Here is a 15,012-nt window from a genome sequence, read left to right on the forward strand (position 1 = left end):
CGCCGATGCCGATTCGCAGCCCGTATCCAGCTGTCACCGTCCCCGACGTTTCCCTGACCACGTTGCTGTTCGGCGACGGTCCTGGTGAGCATGCCGATGCGACCGCGCTCGTCGACGGCCGCACGGGCGCGGTGACGACCTTCGGCGAGCTGCACCAGCGCGTCGGGCGCGTGGCGGCGGGCTTGCGCCGCCACGGACTGCGCACCGGCGACGTCGTCGGTCTGGTGGGCCCGAACTCGCCGGACTGGGTGACGGCGTTTCACGCCGTGCTGCGCGCGGGTGGCGTCGTCACGTCCGCGAACCCCACGTACACGACCGCCGAGCTCGCCCATCAGCTCCACGACTCGGGCACCCGTTTCGCCATCGCGGCGGCCGCGCAGCGGGAGCTGGTGGCGGCGGCCGCGGAGAAGGCCGGGATCGCGCAGGAGGCCGTGTTCACCCTGGAGCCGGTCGAAGGCCACGGCTGCCTTGCCGAGCTGGCGACGGAATCCGGCCCCGCACCCGTACCGTCCGTCGGGCCGGACGACCCCGCCGTGCTGCCGTACTCGTCGGGTACCACGGGCCAGGCCAAGGGCGTGGTGCTCACCCACCGCAACGTCGTCTCGAACGTCCTGCAGTTCGACCGGATGGTGCCGCTGACGCGCGGAAGCACGCAGCTGGCCGTGCTGCCGCTGTTCCACATCTACGGCATGACCGTGCTGATGAACCACAGCCTGTACACCCGCGCACCACTGGTCACGATGGCGCGGTTCGACCTGGCCGAGCTGCTCCGCCTGGTGGAGGAGCACCGCGTGCGCAAGCTGTACGTGGCACCGCCGGTCGTGCGCGCACTCGCCAAGGAACCGCTGGTGGACCGGTACGACGTGGGCAGCCTGGAGATGGTCTTCTCCGGTGCGGCCCCGCTGGACCGCGGGTTGAGTGCCACGCTGGCGGAGCGGCTGGGGTGCGCGGTCATGCAGGGCTACGGGATGACGGAGATGTCGCCCGTATCGCACGCGGCGCCCGAGGACCGCCTCGACATCGACCCGGCGAGCTGCGGGTTCGCCCTGCCCGGCATCGAGTTCCGGCTCGTCGACCCAGTGACCGGTGACGACGCGCAGCCTGGCGAGCGGGGCGAGCTGTGGGTGCGGGGACCGAACGTCATGTCCGGGTACCTGAACAACCCCTCGGCTACGGCCTCCGCGCTCGACGAGGACGGCTACCTGCACACCGGAGACGTCGCGACGCTCGGCCCGCACGGTGAGCTCAAGATCGTCGACCGGATCAAGGAGCTGATCAAGTACAAGGGCTACCAGGTCGCGCCCGCCGAGCTCGAGGACGTGCTGCTCGGCCATCCGGACCTGGACGACGCGGCCGTGGTCGGGGCCCGTGACGCCGACGGGGAGGAGGTGCCCAAGGCGTTCGTCGCGCGCCGCAGGGGGAGCACCGTCACCGCGGAGGCGGTCATGACCTTCGTGGCCGAACGGGTGGCGCCCCACAAACGCGTCCGCGCCGTGGAGTTCGTCGCCGCGATTCCCAAGTCGGCGTCCGGGAAGATCCTGCGCAACAAGCTCCGCGAGTCGTGAGCGTGGGCCCCCGCTGACCCGTCACCTCGGGCAGTGCCTGAGCACCGCGTTGATCGCTTCCAGCTCCGCCTGGTCGGCCGTCAGGTCGTACTTGGCCTTCGCCTGGACCCAGCGGGTCACATAGCCGCAGCGGTCCTGTTCCGGGAGCCACGTCGCCGGGTCCTGGTCGCCCTTCTGCCGGTTGCTGCTGGCCGTCACCGCCACCAGTACCTCCGGGTCGTTGGCGTACGCCTCGCGCTCGGCTTCCGTCCAGTCGCGGGAACCGGAGCGGGCCACTTCCGCCAGCGGGACGATGTGGTCGATGTCCAGGTCGCCGGCGTCGGTCACGATCTCGCCGTCGTAGACGCTCGTCCACTCGCCGGTCACCTTGCAGTTGTCGCCGACGCGGATGGAACGGCCCTGGTCCTGCAGGATCTGGTCCCGCACGTCGCAGCCGTCGCCGAGGTAGTCCCAGTGCGGCCAGTCGTCGCGGTCGTAGCGGGCGCCCGTGTCCTCCGGTGCCTCCCGCAGCTGCGGGAGCTCTCCCTGCGGAGCGGGCGTTTCGGCCGGGGCTTCGGGTAGTTCGCACGCGGTGAGCGTGAACGCGGCTGCAAGGGCGAGGACGAGGGCGCGGATCTTCACCCCGTGATCATCTCTGGTCGCCGTCCGTATCCGTGGCAACGACAGAGGAGGAGAACGTCACATCGGATGCGGTCAGGCGATCGCGTCGAAGCGGGCGAAGAGGGCACAGTCTTCGCGCGGGTGGGCTTCGTGTTCCGGGCACAGTTCCGCCGCGTACGCCGTCACCTCGCCCCGCGCGCGCCATTCGGCGGCGGCCGCCAGGGCCTCCTCGTGTTCGTAGATGCCGACCACCAGGCAGCCGCTTTGCAGTGAGAAGACCCCGTACTCGGTCGAGTCTTCTTCCGGAGGGACCGACCACGATTCGAAGGAGGAGGTCCGTACGAGTACGTCCCGTCCGCTCATACCTGAGACCTCCATCGGTCGGTCACGCTTGACCGGTGGTGAAAACCGTTCGCATCACCATGGACGATTCCCCTGGTCAAGAGCAAGGGAGTCACCCGGGTGGCAGGCACCCGGGTGAGCGAACGACACTTTCCGTAGCACGGCCGGGGCGCGGGCCGCACGCCCGCACCCCGGCCGGGAACTCAGCCCGTGAAGTGGAACGCCTGGTTCCAGGTCTGCACGGTGCTCGCCGAACGCTCCTTGGCGTCTTCCGGCGTGAAGAGGTGGAACTGCTCCGAATCGGCGGGGGGCAGCTGGTACTCACCTGTCGGTGTCGGTTCCAGTCCGGGGCGGGCGGGCACGAAGCCCTGTGCCGCCGCGAACTTCTGGCCCGCCTTCGACATCGTCCAGTTGATGAACAGCTTCGCCGCCGGGCTCTTCTCACCTGCCGGCGTGAGGCCCATCAGGTTGAACGAGCCCGAGATGCCGTCCTCGGGCACCACCAGCTTCACCGGCGCACCTGCCACCTCGGCGCCGTACGTGCTGTTGAAGCCCAGCGTCGCGACCGTGATCTCGCCCCTCGCCAGCGCCTCCAGCTGCACCGACGTGGTGTCGAAGATGCGGGGCTGCTGGGCACCGAGTGCCTTGACGTAGTCCTCGCCGAACGCGTCGAGCTGGAAGGCGGCGAGCGCCGTCACCGTGCCGCCCGCGCCCGCGTGCACCACGCCCAGCTTGCCCTTCCACTTCGGGTCGAGCAGGTCGGCCCACTTCTTCGGCACGTCCTTGCCCTGCACGGCCGCCGAGTTGTAGCCGAAGGCGTAGGCCGAGTAGTAGGCGGTGAGGTACTGGCCGTCGTTGAAGACGACATTGTCGCCCTTCGCGAGCTCGCCGATCGACGGCGGCTGGTAGTTCACGTACACGCCCCGTTTGGCGAACTCCTCCGCCACCAGCGGGTCGGTGACCCGCACGACGCCCGCGCCGAGCTGGTTCGCGCCGTGCTCGCTGAGCACCCGCTCCGAGAGCTTGTTCGTCGGCATCCGGGTGAGCTCGATGTCGATGCCCGTCTCGGCCTTGAACCGCGCGATCGTGAGGTCCTCGCTCTCCTTGCCGGAGCCCGAGTACAGCACCACCTTGTCCTTCTTCGCGGCCTCGAAGAGCTGCTTGTCGGCGATCCGCTCGCCGTCGATCACGAGACCGTTGGAGGTGTCGATCTTGGCGGGCATCGGCAGCACCTCGTTGCGTGCCGCGTCGCTCGCGGGGGACTCGCCAGAGCCGCCGCCACCGCACGCGGTGGTCAGCACCAGTAAGGCCGTCGTGGCGAGGCCGAGGGTCAGTTTTCTCCGCATCGGATTCAACTCCTTTGTCGTCCTGAGTGCGTTGGTCAGGGGGTCATTCCGCCCGAGCCGAGGCGGCGGGGCAGGTAGGAGAGCACGAACATGATCAGGCAGTAGATGACACTCATCGCCGCCGCTTGCTGCAGCGCTCCACCGTTCTCGAACTGGTCGAAGATGGTGATCGAAAGGATGTGAGTGTCCGATGTGTACAGGAACAGTGGAACGGTCAGCTCCCGCATGGAGAGCATGAGCAACATGAGGAACGTCGACGCGATGCCCACCCGCATGAGCGGCACGGTGATCGAGAGCACCGCGCGGGACCGCCTCGCGCCGTGCAGCACGGCGTTGTCCTCCAGGTCCCGTTCCGTGGACTGGATCGACGACGCGATGCCGCGCAGGCCCTGCGGCATCTGCACCGCGATGAACGCGATCATCAGCACCGCCAGCGTCCCGTACAGCGGCACCGGCATCACGAGCCACGTCCACAGCAGACCCATGCCGAGCACGATCGCGGGGATCGCGAGCGGCACCATCGACACGCCTTCCAGCGCACCGCGGGCCTTGGCCTTGGTGCGATACACGGTGTAGCCGACGAGGAACGCGAGCACGGTGCCGAGTGCGGCGGACACCACGGCCACGAGCACGCTGTTGCCCGCCGAGTCGAGGAACAGGTCCGACTGCAAGACCCGGCCGAAGGAACCGAAGTCGATCGCGCCCGGCGCCGAGAGGTCGTTGAACGACTGCATGTACGGCGACGTCCGCACGGCCGTCAGCACCAGCGCCGCGAGCGGCAGCACGATCGACAGCAGCAGGTACACGAGCGCGACCGCGAACAGCGGCCACCGCCAGCGGCCGAGCGAGATGCGCCGCGCCTTGAGGCCCTTGCCCGACACCGTGGTGTAGGAGCGGCGGGCCAGAATGCGGCGCTGGCCGAGCGTCACCAGCAGCACTACGAGCACGAGCACCACGGCCATCACCGCGGCCTCGTTGCCGCGCGAGGGCGAGGCGTTCATGAGGCGGTAGATGAACGTCGGCAATGTGTCGATCTGGCCCGGTGTCGCCAGCACCTGCGAGACGGGGAAGTTCTCGAAGATGTGGGTGAACACCAGCAGCGCGGAGCCCAGGATCGCGGGCAGTGCCAGCGGGAACGTGACGCTGCGCAGCATCTGCCACGTCGACCCGCCGTGCACGCCCGCCGCGTCCTCGAGGTCGGGGTTCATCAGCGACATCGAGCTGTGCATGAGCAGGAAGGCGTACGGCGCGTAGAACATGCCCATCACGAGCACGACGCCGCCCATGCTGTAGATGTTCACGGTGAAGTCGATGCCGAGGTCGCGCATGCCGATGTTGAGCAGCCCGGCCACGGGGCTGCCGAGGATCGACCACGCCAGCGCGCCGACGTAGGACGGCAGGAACAGCGGCATCAGCCCGATCAGGAACACGAAGCCGCGCATCGGGATGTTGGTCCGCGCCGTCACGAACGCCAGGAAGCCGCCGATCAGCAGCGCCAGCAGCGTCGCCGAGACACCGATGATCAGCGAGTTCAGCGTCGCCTTCAGCACGCCCGGCTCGGTGAACACGGCCAGGTGCTTGAGCGTCAGGTCGAAGTTGATGCTGCCGGGGCGGGGGATGTCGACGCTGAACGCGGCGAGCAGCACGAACCCCGCCGGGACGAGGATCAGGAAGCCCACCACCAGCAGCAACGGCAGGCTGCCGAGGCCCTTCGGCCTGCGCCACCGGCGACGCGAGGCCGGGGCCGGTGACGGCGCCGAGGGACGGGCCTTCACGCGGGTGCTCTGCATGGTCGTCATGCCGCGGCCTCCTCCGGCACCGGTGCGGCCTCGACCTCGTCGGGCAGCACCAGCACGGCCTCGGGCGCGATCTCGACGCTCGCGCGCTCGCCCCGTGCCAGCGCGCCGGGACCGGCGGGGCACACGGCGTCGAGCAGGGGACCGTCGTCGAGCCTCACCTGGTAGCGCACCGAAGAACCCTGGTAGACGCACACCTCGACGGTTCCCGGAAGGCCGGAGCCTTCGCCTCGCACGACGACGTCCTCGGGGCGGACGGCGACGCTCGCCGCCCCGGCCGGAGCCGCCGAGGCCGTGAGGAGTTCCAGCGCGTGGTCGGCGAGCGTCACGCGGTTGCCCGAGGCGCCGCCGACGGCGAACACGTTGGTGACGCCCATGAACTTCGCGATCGACGCGCTCGCCGGGGTCGCGTAGACCTCCTCGGGAGTGCCGAGCTGGGTGATGCGCCCGCCCTGCATGATCGCGATGCGGTCGGCCAGTGCGAGGGCCTCCTGCTGGTCGTGCGTGACGTACATGCTCGTCAGGCCCCGTTCCTGCTGGATGTGCCTCAGCTCCACGCGCAGGTCCTCACGCAGCCGGGCGTCCAGGTTGGACAGTGGCTCGTCGAGCAGCAGCACGCTCGGCTCCATCGCCATGCTCCTGGCCAGCGCCACCCGCTGCATCTGCCCGCCGGAGAGCTGGCTCGCGCCGCGCTCGGCGAGGTGGTCGAGCCCGACGAGCCCGAGCACCTCCATCGCCTTGTCCCTGGCCGCGCCGCGCTTGACCTTCTTCATCCGCAGCGGGAAGGTCACGTTCTCCAGCACGGTCTTGTGCGGCCACACGGCGTAGGACTGGAACACCATGCCGACGTTGCGCCGGAACGACGGCACCGAGCGGCCGGTCTCGTGGTCGAACACCACGGTGTCACCGATCGAGATCCGGCCGCCGGTGGGCTCCTCCAGCCCCGCGATGCAGCGCATCGTGCTGGTCTTGCCGCAGCCGGACTGTCCGAGCAGGACGATCGACTCGCCGTCGGCGATGGTCAGGTCGAGCCCTTTCACGGCGGTGAAACCGCCGTAGGCAAGGCTGAGATTGGTGATCGTCACCTGCATGACGGTCTCCTTCCTTGGGCTGGGGATCAGGGTTGGCCGGCGACCCGCACGAGCGCGTCGAGCGCGGTGGCACCCTCTCCGGCGGCGCCGACGGAGAGCGGGTTCACCTCCGCCTCGACGACGTCGGGCCGGTCGACGGCGAGGTTCGACACGGCGACGATCGTGTCGACGAGCGCGTCGACGTCACCGGCCTCGGATCCACGGAAGCCGGCGAGCGTGCCGAGGCCACGCACGTCGGCGATCATGCCGCGCGCGGTGGCCGGATCCACCGGTGCGAGCCGCACGGTGGAGTCGGAGTACAGCTCGGCGTAGATGCCGCCCGCGGCGAGCACCACGAGCGGGCCCGCCGAGGGGCTGACGCGGTAGCCGACGAGGGCCTCGGCGACACCCTTCGCGGCCATCCGCTGCACGAGCACGCGGTCGATCCCGATCGAGGAGTCGTAGGCGGCGACGTTGGCCTTGATCCGCGCCACCGCCTCGCGCACGCCGGCGGCGTCGGCGACGTCCAGCACGACGGCACCGGCTTCGGTCTTGTGCGGCAGCTTCTCCGACAGGGCCTTGACCACCACCGGGTACTCGAACGGCAGCGTGAACTCCCCGGCGACGTCGGCGGTGCCGAGCACCACGGACGGAACCCTCGCGACACCCTGCGCCGCCAGCAGCTCCGCCGACTCCGCCTCGTCCAGCACGCGCGACGACGCGGGCGGGGGCGTGCCGAGCGGGACGCCCGCGCGCACGGTCGGCACGGATCTGCCGAACGCGGTGGCGATGGCGTCGGCACACGCCTCCGGCGTGCGGAACGCCGCGACCCCGGCCTCGTCGAGCAACCGCAGCGTGGTGAGCGCGTCGGGCAGCGCGAACGCGACGAGCGGCGTCTTGCCGTTCGCGCACTCGGCGATCGCCTTGACAGCTAGCTCGGGGTTGTTGCGGGCCGAGGAGCCGATCACGAAGCACACGAGGTCGAACTCGCCGCTGTCCTGCATGATCTCGATCGCCGAGCGCACCACCTCGTGCTTGGCGCCCGCGAGGGTGAGGTCGGCGATGAGGTTCGGCGCGACCGGGGCCTTGGCCTCCGCGAAGCGCTCCAGCACCTGCTCGCTCGGCGCCACGACCTGCACGCCACGCGTGGCGAGCTGGTCGACCATGATCGCCGCGCCGCCGCCGGTCGTGGTGATCACCCCGACACGGGCGGGCTTCTCACCCTCGGCGGGCGCCAGCTTGCGCAGCAGCGACGGCGCCTCGATGAGGGCCTCGAGGTGGTCGACGCGGGCGAAGCCGCACGCGCGGAAGAACGCGTCCGACTCGCTGTCCTCACCCGCGAGCGCGCCGGTGTGCGACACCGAGAGCTGCGCGGCCTCCTCCGAGCGGCCCAGCTTGTAGACCACCACCGGCTTGCCCGCCCGATGCGCGGCGTGCGCGAACGACGCGAGCTCGTCGGTGTGCTGCAACGACTCCATGAACAGCGCGTAGGCGCCGATGCCAGGGTCGTCGACGGTCGCCTCGCACAGCGCGCCGATCGAGACGTCGGCCTCGCCGCCCACCGAGACGAGCCCCGCGAAGCCGATGCCGCGTGCCTTGCCCCTGCTCACCAGCGCGCCGATCATCGAGCCCGACTGCGAGGCGACGAACAGGTCGCCCTGCAGCAGCTCCTCATCGAACGCGGCGTTGGCGGTGAGCAGCAGGTGGTTACGCGGGTTGACCACGCCGAGGCTGCTCGGGCCGATCAGCCGCACACCGCCCGCGCGGGCCGCCTCGCGCAGCCGTTCCTGCCGCTCGTGCCCCTCGGGGCCCTCCTCACCGAACCCGCTCGCGAGGATCGTCGCCACCGGAACGCCCAGCGCGGCGCATTCCCGCACCGTCTCGATCGCGGGCTCGGCGTTGGTGAGCACGAAGACGTGGTCGGGCACCTCGGGCAACGCGGACAGGCTCGGGTAGCAGCGCTCGCCGAGCACCTCCTCGCGGGCGGGGTTCACCAGGTACACCGCACCGGCGAACCCGGCCTGGCGCAGGAACCGCTGCGGCCGCGACGTGGTCTTCGCAGGGTCGCCGGACGCGCCGACCACCGCGACACTGCGCGGACGCAGCAGGCTCTCGGCGAAGCTGGACTGGTTGTCAGCAACCATCGTTCTGTTTCCGTTTCCTCTCAGCTGGCTCGGCGGAGCAGCTCGTCGGCGCGGTCGAGGAAGCCGAGGCCGTCGAGGGCCCACACGGCGTCGATCAGCTCGGCGGCCGCGGCCTCCCCGAGGATGGGGTCCACGAGCGCGTGGAACTTGCCCGCCAGCGACTCGTCGCTCATCGGGTTCGACGGCTCCCCGTAGGGCTGCTCGACGGTCTCGGCCACCGTGCGGCCGTCCCGCAGTGTGAGCGTGAGCGTGGCGGGGCGGGCCTTCGGGTAGACGTCCTGCGCGGCCTGGTCCACCTCGACGGCGACCGCGCGGGTCAGCCGCCCGATCTCGGCGTCGGCGCGGGCCTCGTCGCCGAACTCGGCGAGCGCGACCTTGCCGCGTGCCAGCGCGGCCGCCACCGCATAGGGGATGCTCATCTGCGCGTCGAGCAGGCCGTTCACCTCGGTGTGCGAGTGATGCGTGGCCACGGTGTAGGTGCCGACGTGCGCCTGCTCGACGTCGGCGGCGGTGAGGCCGTGCCGCTCGCGCAGCGCGAGCGCCGCGTCGATCGGACCGTGCAGGTGGCGGCAGCTCGGGTACGGCTTGACGTAGGTGTCGAGCAGCGTCCAGCGCGAGCCGAGTCCGTCGCGGACGGTCTCGGGCGACCACTCGTCGCGGGCGAACGCGGCGAAGTAGCCGTGGGTGCCCTCCAGCACCGTGTGCGGGCCGGTGACGCCCGCCGCCGCGAGCTGCGCGCTCGCGATGCCGTCGCGTGCGGCCTTGCCGGGGTGGACCCGCTTGACCTCGGCCGACTGGCCGAGGAACTCGAACAGCCCGCCCGCGTGCGAGCCCGCGATGCCCAGCGCGTCCTGCACCCGCTCGGTGTCGAGGCCCAGCAGCCCGGCGACCCCGGCCGCCGAGGCGACGACCCCGGTGAGCGGCGTGTTGTGGAAGTGGTTGCGCCACGTCGCGGGGTGTCCGGCCGCGGCGAGGCGGCACGTCAGTTCCAGCGCGATGGCGGAGGCGGCGAGGGTCCGCTCTGGGTCGGCGCCCGCCTGCTGCGCGGCGGCGAGCACCGCGGGCAGCGCGACCGCGCTCGGGTGGACACTGCCCGGCGTGTAGCCGTCGTCCACCTCCAGCCCGTGCGCGGCGGTGCCGTTGACCAGCGCGGCGCCGAGCGCCGACAGCCTGCCCGCACCGATACCGGTGGCCCCGTCCCCGCCGTAGGACTCGCGGGCGTGCGCGGCCACGGCCTTCGACACCGGCGTGGTCGCACTGGCGATCACCCCGCCGAGGTGGTCGAGGATCAGGCGCTTGACGTGGTGTTCGACCTCGGGCGACAGCGGCGTGGCAGCCTGCTCGCTCACCCAGCCCGCGACGTGCGCGGTGAGTCCCTGCGCGCTCACTTGGCGGCCTCCACGGGACGCTGGCTGAAGCGCTGGCCGAGCACGTTCTGCGAGATCGTGTTGCGCAGCACCTCCACCGAACCGCCCGCGATCATCCAGCCGCGCGTGCGGCGCACGATGTACTCCAGCGGGAACTCGGTGGAGTAGCCGCTCGCGCCGAACATCTGCAGCGCGTCGTTGGCGACCTTGAACGCCGTCTCGTTGCAGTGCAGCTTCGCGATCGCCGCCTCGGTCGGGTCGGGGGTGCCGGTGTCCGCTCCCGCCACGGCGCGCATCAGCAGCAGCTTCGCGGCGTCGAGCTGCACCTTCATGTCGGCGAACTTCCACTGCAGGCCCTGGAACTCCGAGAGCGTGCGGCCGAACGCCTTGCGGGTCTTGACGTGCTCGATCGCGCGCTCGTAGGCCGATTCGGCGAGCGCGAGCGACCGCGAGGCGTTGCCCATGCGCTCGACGCCGAACACCGAGAGCATCTTCTTGATCGCGCCCGAGTCGGCGAGCACGTACTCCTTGGGCACGCGCGCGTTGTCGAAGTACAGCTGGCAGTGCCGCTCACCGGACATGTAGGTCTCCGCCTTGCCGCGCGAGAAACCGGGGGCGTCCACGGGCACCACCACGGCGCCGATGTCGCGGCTGCGCGGGCCGAACCGGCACCACACCACGGAGTGCGTGATGTCGGGGCCGTGGGAGTTCCAGCACTTCTGCCCGTTGAGCACCACGTCGCCGCCGTCGTACTCGGCGCGCGTGGTGAGGTCGGTCAGCGCGGTGCCCGCCTCCGGCTCGCTCATGCCCGCGCTCACCAGCGCGTCACCGGCCAGCAGCGGCGCGAGCACCTCCGTGCGCACGCGCTCGGAACCGAAGTGCGCGATCTGCCGGATGGCGCCGAAGTTGGCGGCCTGGAAGGCGTCGGCGCTGTGCGGGCACACCTTGGTCAGCGACATCATCACGAGCACCGCGTCGAGCAGGCCGGCACCCTGTCCGCCCACCTCCACGGGCAGCGTGAGGCCGGTGAGCTCGTTGGCGGCCAGCGTCTTCAAGCTGTCCCACGCGAAGCCGTCGCGCTGGAACGCCTGTGCGGCGAACTCGCGCTCCGCGAGCTTGGTGACGGAGTCGACGAGGGCTTTCTGTTCGTCGGTCAGCTGGAAGTCCATGGTCTCCACTTCTCTTCTCGGGAGCGCTTTTCTTGCGTAAGCGCGGGGAAAACTCAGGCGCCGAGTGCGGCGAGCGCGGGGCCGAGGCCGGCTGGGGAGAGGTCGGCGAGCCGCTCGGCGAGCGCGGCGATGGCGGCGACCGTGCCGTCCGGGTCGTGCCCGCCGACGCGGGCGCACGCGGCGGTCTTGGCGGCGAGCCGCTCCTCGGTGAGGGGATGTTCGGGGGAGCCCGCCATCGGCGCGGTGGCCTCGTGGGTCCGCCCGTCGTCGGTGCGCAGCACCACGGTGGCCGGGGCCATCGCGGCGGTGCCGTGCCGGTCCTGGTGCACGGTGACGCGCGCCGCGAAGGTCTCCACATCGGTGTCGAGCAGGGTCGGCCCGGCGATCGTGGTGAGGTCGACGGTGCCGGTGACCAGCTGCGCGGCGACGAGCCAGGGGATGGAGAACTGAGCGTCGATCACCGGGCGGCCCCGGCGTTCGAAGGGACGCGACACCAGGGCGTACGCCGCGCCGTCGGGCACGTGCACGTCGACGGAGGAGATCCTCGTGTGCGCGATGCCGAGTCCCGCTTCGGCCGCGGCGGCGATCGCGGCGTGGGTGTAGCGGCACGCGGGGTAGGGCTTGAGCGAGAGGTTGGCGCCCTCCCAGCCCGGCGCGAACAGCACGCCCGCCGGGTCGCTGGCCTTGGCGAGCAGGCCGTAGCCGCCGTCGGCCCAGCCCGAGGGGCCCTCGACGCCTGCCTGTGCGAGGAACGCCGCCGTGAGCCCGGCCTGTACCGCGAAGCCCGGCTGGAGCCGTTTGTTGACGGCGCTGTTCTCCACCACCTGCCTGCTGTGCGGCGATCCGGCCGAGGAGAGTGCGAGCGCCATCGCGTTGCCGATGCCCTCGGCGCCGAGGCCCAGTGTGCGGGCCGCGGCCGCCGCGGCGGCGGGTGCGCCGAGGCTCGCGGTGCGCACCATGCCGTGCTGCGGGCCGAGGGCGAGCGAGAGCCTGCTCAGCGCCTGCACGCCGACGACAACGCCGTCGAGCAGGTCGGCACCGGACCGGTTCGTCCGCAGTGCGGCCGCGAGCGCGGCGGGGAGTGCGACGGCCATCGCGTGCACCACGGCGTCGTCGTGGGTGTCGTCGAAGTCCCACGCGTGCACGAGCGCGGAGGTGGCGAGCCCGGCCTGTGCGGCGGGCAGCCGGAGATCGGTCCAGGGCACCGCGACCTCGCCGGAACCCAGCGCGCGCAGGGCGTTCAGTGCCGGCTCGATGCCGGTGGCGCGGGTGCCGGCTGAGGCGATGCCGAGCGCGTCGCGCAGCAGCACGATTCCCGCGTGGCGTTCGGTGGGGGACAGTCCTGACCAGCTCATGCCCGCCAGTTCGGCAGGCCACTTCGTCGTGGATTCCATGGGGCTCCAGGCTTTCGAGAGTTGGAAGTCACTCTGCGACTACCGGGAAGGTACATAGTCTATAGAGTGTTGTCTATAACCAATTGAGGAGCGAAGATGGTGCGGAGAGTGTCGGTCCGGACCCGGTCCGGGAGGAGTTCGCGACATACTGTGTCCAGTTCCTGGCATGGTGGTCGCTGGAGGAGAGGGTCCCCATGACGTCGGAGGTCGAGCCGATGCGGCCGCCTCAGAGCCGTGTGGCCTACGTGGTCGAGCGGCTCAAGGAAGACCTGGCCAGCGGGCTGATCCAGCCCGGCGAGCTGATCAAGCAGACCGTGCTCGCCAAGCGGTACGGGGTCAGCCCCACACCCGTGCGCGAGGCGCTGCGCGTGCTGGAGGCCGACGGCACCATCACCTACCAGCCGCACCGCGGCGCGTCGGTGCGCGAAATGGCCCCCGAGGCCGCGGTCGACCTGTACCGGATGCGCGCGAGCGCGGAGGGCACCGCGACGGAGATGGCCGTCGAGCGGATGACCCCGGCCGGGCTCAACCGCATCGAGGCCAAGCACGAGGAGCTGAACCGGGAACGCGCCGAAGGGGCGACCTCGGCCAGGCTGTCGCAGCTGAATCGCGAACTGCACTTCACGATCTACGCGCAGAGCTCGCCGCTGGTGGTGGAGTACCTGGAGCTGCTGTGGACCCGGTTCACGCCGTCCAGCACGATCTGGACCGGTGAGCACGCCGGCGAGCTGGCCGACGACCACGAGGCGATCATGGACGCCATCCGCGATGGCGATGCCCGGCGTGCGGGCGCGCTGATGTCCGAGCACATCCTGCGGGCGTCGCGGATCCGCGCGGGTGACCCCACGGCTCGCGCCGAGGGTACCCACGACCAGATGGACTCCTGAGCCTCGAGACCTGAACCGCCCCGCTACCGCGGGGTGGTCCACCGAGGCTGGCCCCGATACGGCAGAAGGTGGCAATGCGGCACTGGTATCCCCACCTGTGCGTCGTCACGGCGCTGTCCCAGGCGGCGTTCAACGCGGCCAGGATGCTCGTCTCCTACCGCGCGCTCGGACTCGGCGCCGACGGCGTGGCACTCGGCGTCATCGCGGCGCTCTTCTCGCTACTGCCCCTCGTGGTGGCGGTGCACGTCGGCAGGGCCGTCGACAACGGCCACCCCGCCGGGATGCTGCGGGCGGGCGTACTGCTCACCGCGGCCTCGCTGATCGTGATCGCGTTGAGCGGCGACCTCGTGGTGCTCGGCATCGGCAACGCCCTGCTCGGGTTCGGGCAGATCCTCGTGGTCGTGGCCGCGCAGGGGTTCATCCCGCTGCTGTCGGAGCCGTACGAGCTGGACAAGCGGTTCGCGGGGTGGTCGCTGGCGGTCTCCATCGGACAGACGGTGGGCCTGCCGGTGGCCGGGCTCGTGTCGTCGGCCAGCAGCGCCGAGGGCGAGGGCGTGGCGACCACCGGGGCGGTGCTCGCGCTCGCCGGGCTCGTCGCGCTCGCGGCGCCCTCTTCGCTCCTGCTGCCCGTGCCGAGGCGGGTCAACGGCAAGGCGCCGTCCCAGGAACCCACACAGTCGGTGCTGACGATGCTCGGCATCCGCGGCATGTGCCCCGCCGTCTTCAGCAGTCTCGTGGTGCTGACGTCGATGGACGTGCTCTCGGCGTTCCTTCCCGTGCTGGGCGAGGAGTACGGCTTCAGCGTCCTGCTGGTGACCGTGCTGCTGATGCTGCGCACGGGCTCCTCGATCGTGTCCCGGGCGTTCCTGCCCGCGCTGCTGCGGGTGGTGTCGCGCCGCTGGCTGCTGCTGTCGGCGACGCTGTGCTCCGCGCTGCCGATGTCACTGCTTCCCCTTGCGCACCAACCGGTGCTGATGGGCATCCTGCTCGTCATCGTCGGCTTCTTCTGGGGCATCGGGCAGCCGCTGACGATGACGTGGGTGGTGACGCTCGTGTCGCAGCGCAGCCGCGCTTCGGCGTTGTCGTTGCGGCTCACGGGAAACCGGCTCGGTCAAGTGCTCGTACCCCTCGGCGCGGGTGCCATCGCGGGCTCGGCGGGCGTCGCGTCGGTGTTCGTGGTCACCGGCGCGCTGCTGTGGACCTCCAGCGGCTTCACCTGGCGAGCCGTCCGCCGCGAACGGGACGCCTGACCCGGGAAGGGCGGGGGTTGCGCGATGGGTGTAGATCTTCAATGTGAGGAATTCCGGACTTTTCCGGCTCGTTGCCGGAGCA

12 protein-coding genes are annotated in these 15,012 nt (G+C 70.9%); 3 read left to right on the forward strand and 9 right to left on the reverse strand.

Annotated features, from left to right (window positions below):
* Positions 1-5: 5 nt before the first annotated feature.
* Positions 6-1,565, forward strand: coding sequence for an AMP-binding protein (locus BA062_RS04660; protein ID WP_110334757.1), 1,560 nt, complete (start codon positions 6-8; stop codon positions 1,563-1,565).
* A 21-nt stretch (positions 1,566-1,586) separates the two neighbouring features.
* On the opposite strand, the gene BA062_RS04665 is transcribed toward BA062_RS04660, so the two are convergent.
* The 9 genes from BA062_RS04665 to BA062_RS04705 all read right to left on the reverse strand — a co-directional run bounded on the left by BA062_RS04665 (position 1,587) and on the right by BA062_RS04705 (position 12,793).
* Positions 1,587-2,186 carry an HNH endonuclease family protein gene (locus BA062_RS04665; RefSeq protein WP_110334758.1) on the reverse strand — a complete coding sequence of 200 codons (600 nt, stop codon included), beginning with the start codon at positions 2,184-2,186 and terminating at the stop codon, positions 1,587-1,589.
* Between the two features lie 72 nt (positions 2,187-2,258).
* Complete coding sequence (locus tag BA062_RS04670) at positions 2,259-2,528, reverse strand: hypothetical protein (RefSeq protein ID WP_110334759.1); 270 nt, start codon at positions 2,526-2,528, stop codon at positions 2,259-2,261.
* Between the two features lie 182 nt (positions 2,529-2,710).
* Positions 2,711-3,853, reverse strand: a complete 1,143-nt coding sequence (locus tag BA062_RS04675) for an ABC transporter substrate-binding protein (RefSeq protein WP_110334760.1) — start codon at positions 3,851-3,853, stop codon at positions 2,711-2,713.
* A 35-nt stretch (positions 3,854-3,888) separates the two neighbouring features.
* Entirely contained in the window at positions 3,889-5,652 is a 1,764-nt protein-coding gene (locus tag BA062_RS04680; protein WP_245959674.1) for an ABC transporter permease, read from the reverse strand.
* The gene (locus BA062_RS04685; RefSeq protein WP_110334761.1) at positions 5,649-6,740 is read right to left on the reverse strand and encodes an ABC transporter ATP-binding protein; all 1,092 of its coding nucleotides are present in this window, start codon (positions 6,738-6,740) and stop codon (positions 5,649-5,651) included. The genes BA062_RS04680 and BA062_RS04685 overlap by 4 nt, the downstream gene beginning before the upstream one ends.
* 26 nt (positions 6,741-6,766) lie before the next feature.
* Positions 6,767-8,863, reverse strand: a complete 2,097-nt coding sequence (locus BA062_RS04690) for an acetate--CoA ligase family protein (RefSeq protein WP_110334762.1) — start codon at positions 8,861-8,863, stop codon at positions 6,767-6,769.
* A gap of 20 nt (positions 8,864-8,883) precedes the next feature.
* Complete coding sequence (locus tag BA062_RS04695) at positions 8,884-10,251, reverse strand: MmgE/PrpD family protein (protein ID WP_110334763.1); 1,368 nt, start codon at positions 10,249-10,251, stop codon at positions 8,884-8,886.
* Positions 10,248-11,399, reverse strand: coding sequence for an acyl-CoA dehydrogenase family protein (locus BA062_RS04700; RefSeq protein WP_110334764.1), 1,152 nt, complete (start codon positions 11,397-11,399; stop codon positions 10,248-10,250). Before BA062_RS04700 ends, BA062_RS04695 begins: the two co-directional genes overlap by 4 nt.
* Positions 11,400-11,452: 53 nt before the next feature.
* A complete protein-coding gene (locus BA062_RS04705) occupies positions 11,453-12,793 on the reverse strand; it encodes an MmgE/PrpD family protein (RefSeq protein ID WP_110334765.1) in 1,341 nt (446 codons plus the stop codon).
* Between the two features lie 194 nt (positions 12,794-12,987).
* Here BA062_RS04705 and BA062_RS04710 point away from each other — a divergent pair, with 194 nt between their 5' ends.
* Both BA062_RS04710 and BA062_RS04715 read left to right on the forward strand, forming a co-directional pair.
* Positions 12,988-13,680, forward strand: a complete 693-nt coding sequence (locus BA062_RS04710; RefSeq protein WP_110334766.1) for a GntR family transcriptional regulator — start codon at positions 12,988-12,990, stop codon at positions 13,678-13,680.
* Positions 13,681-13,754: 74 nt separating this feature from the next.
* The gene (locus BA062_RS04715; protein ID WP_110334767.1) at positions 13,755-14,930 is read left to right on the forward strand and encodes an MFS transporter; all 1,176 of its coding nucleotides are present in this window, start codon (positions 13,755-13,757) and stop codon (positions 14,928-14,930) included.
* Positions 14,931-15,012 lie beyond the last annotated feature (82 nt).

The organism is Prauserella flavalba (genome assembly GCF_003202235.1).
Lineage (GTDB): Bacteria > Actinomycetota > Actinomycetes > Mycobacteriales > Pseudonocardiaceae > Prauserella_A > Prauserella_A flavalba.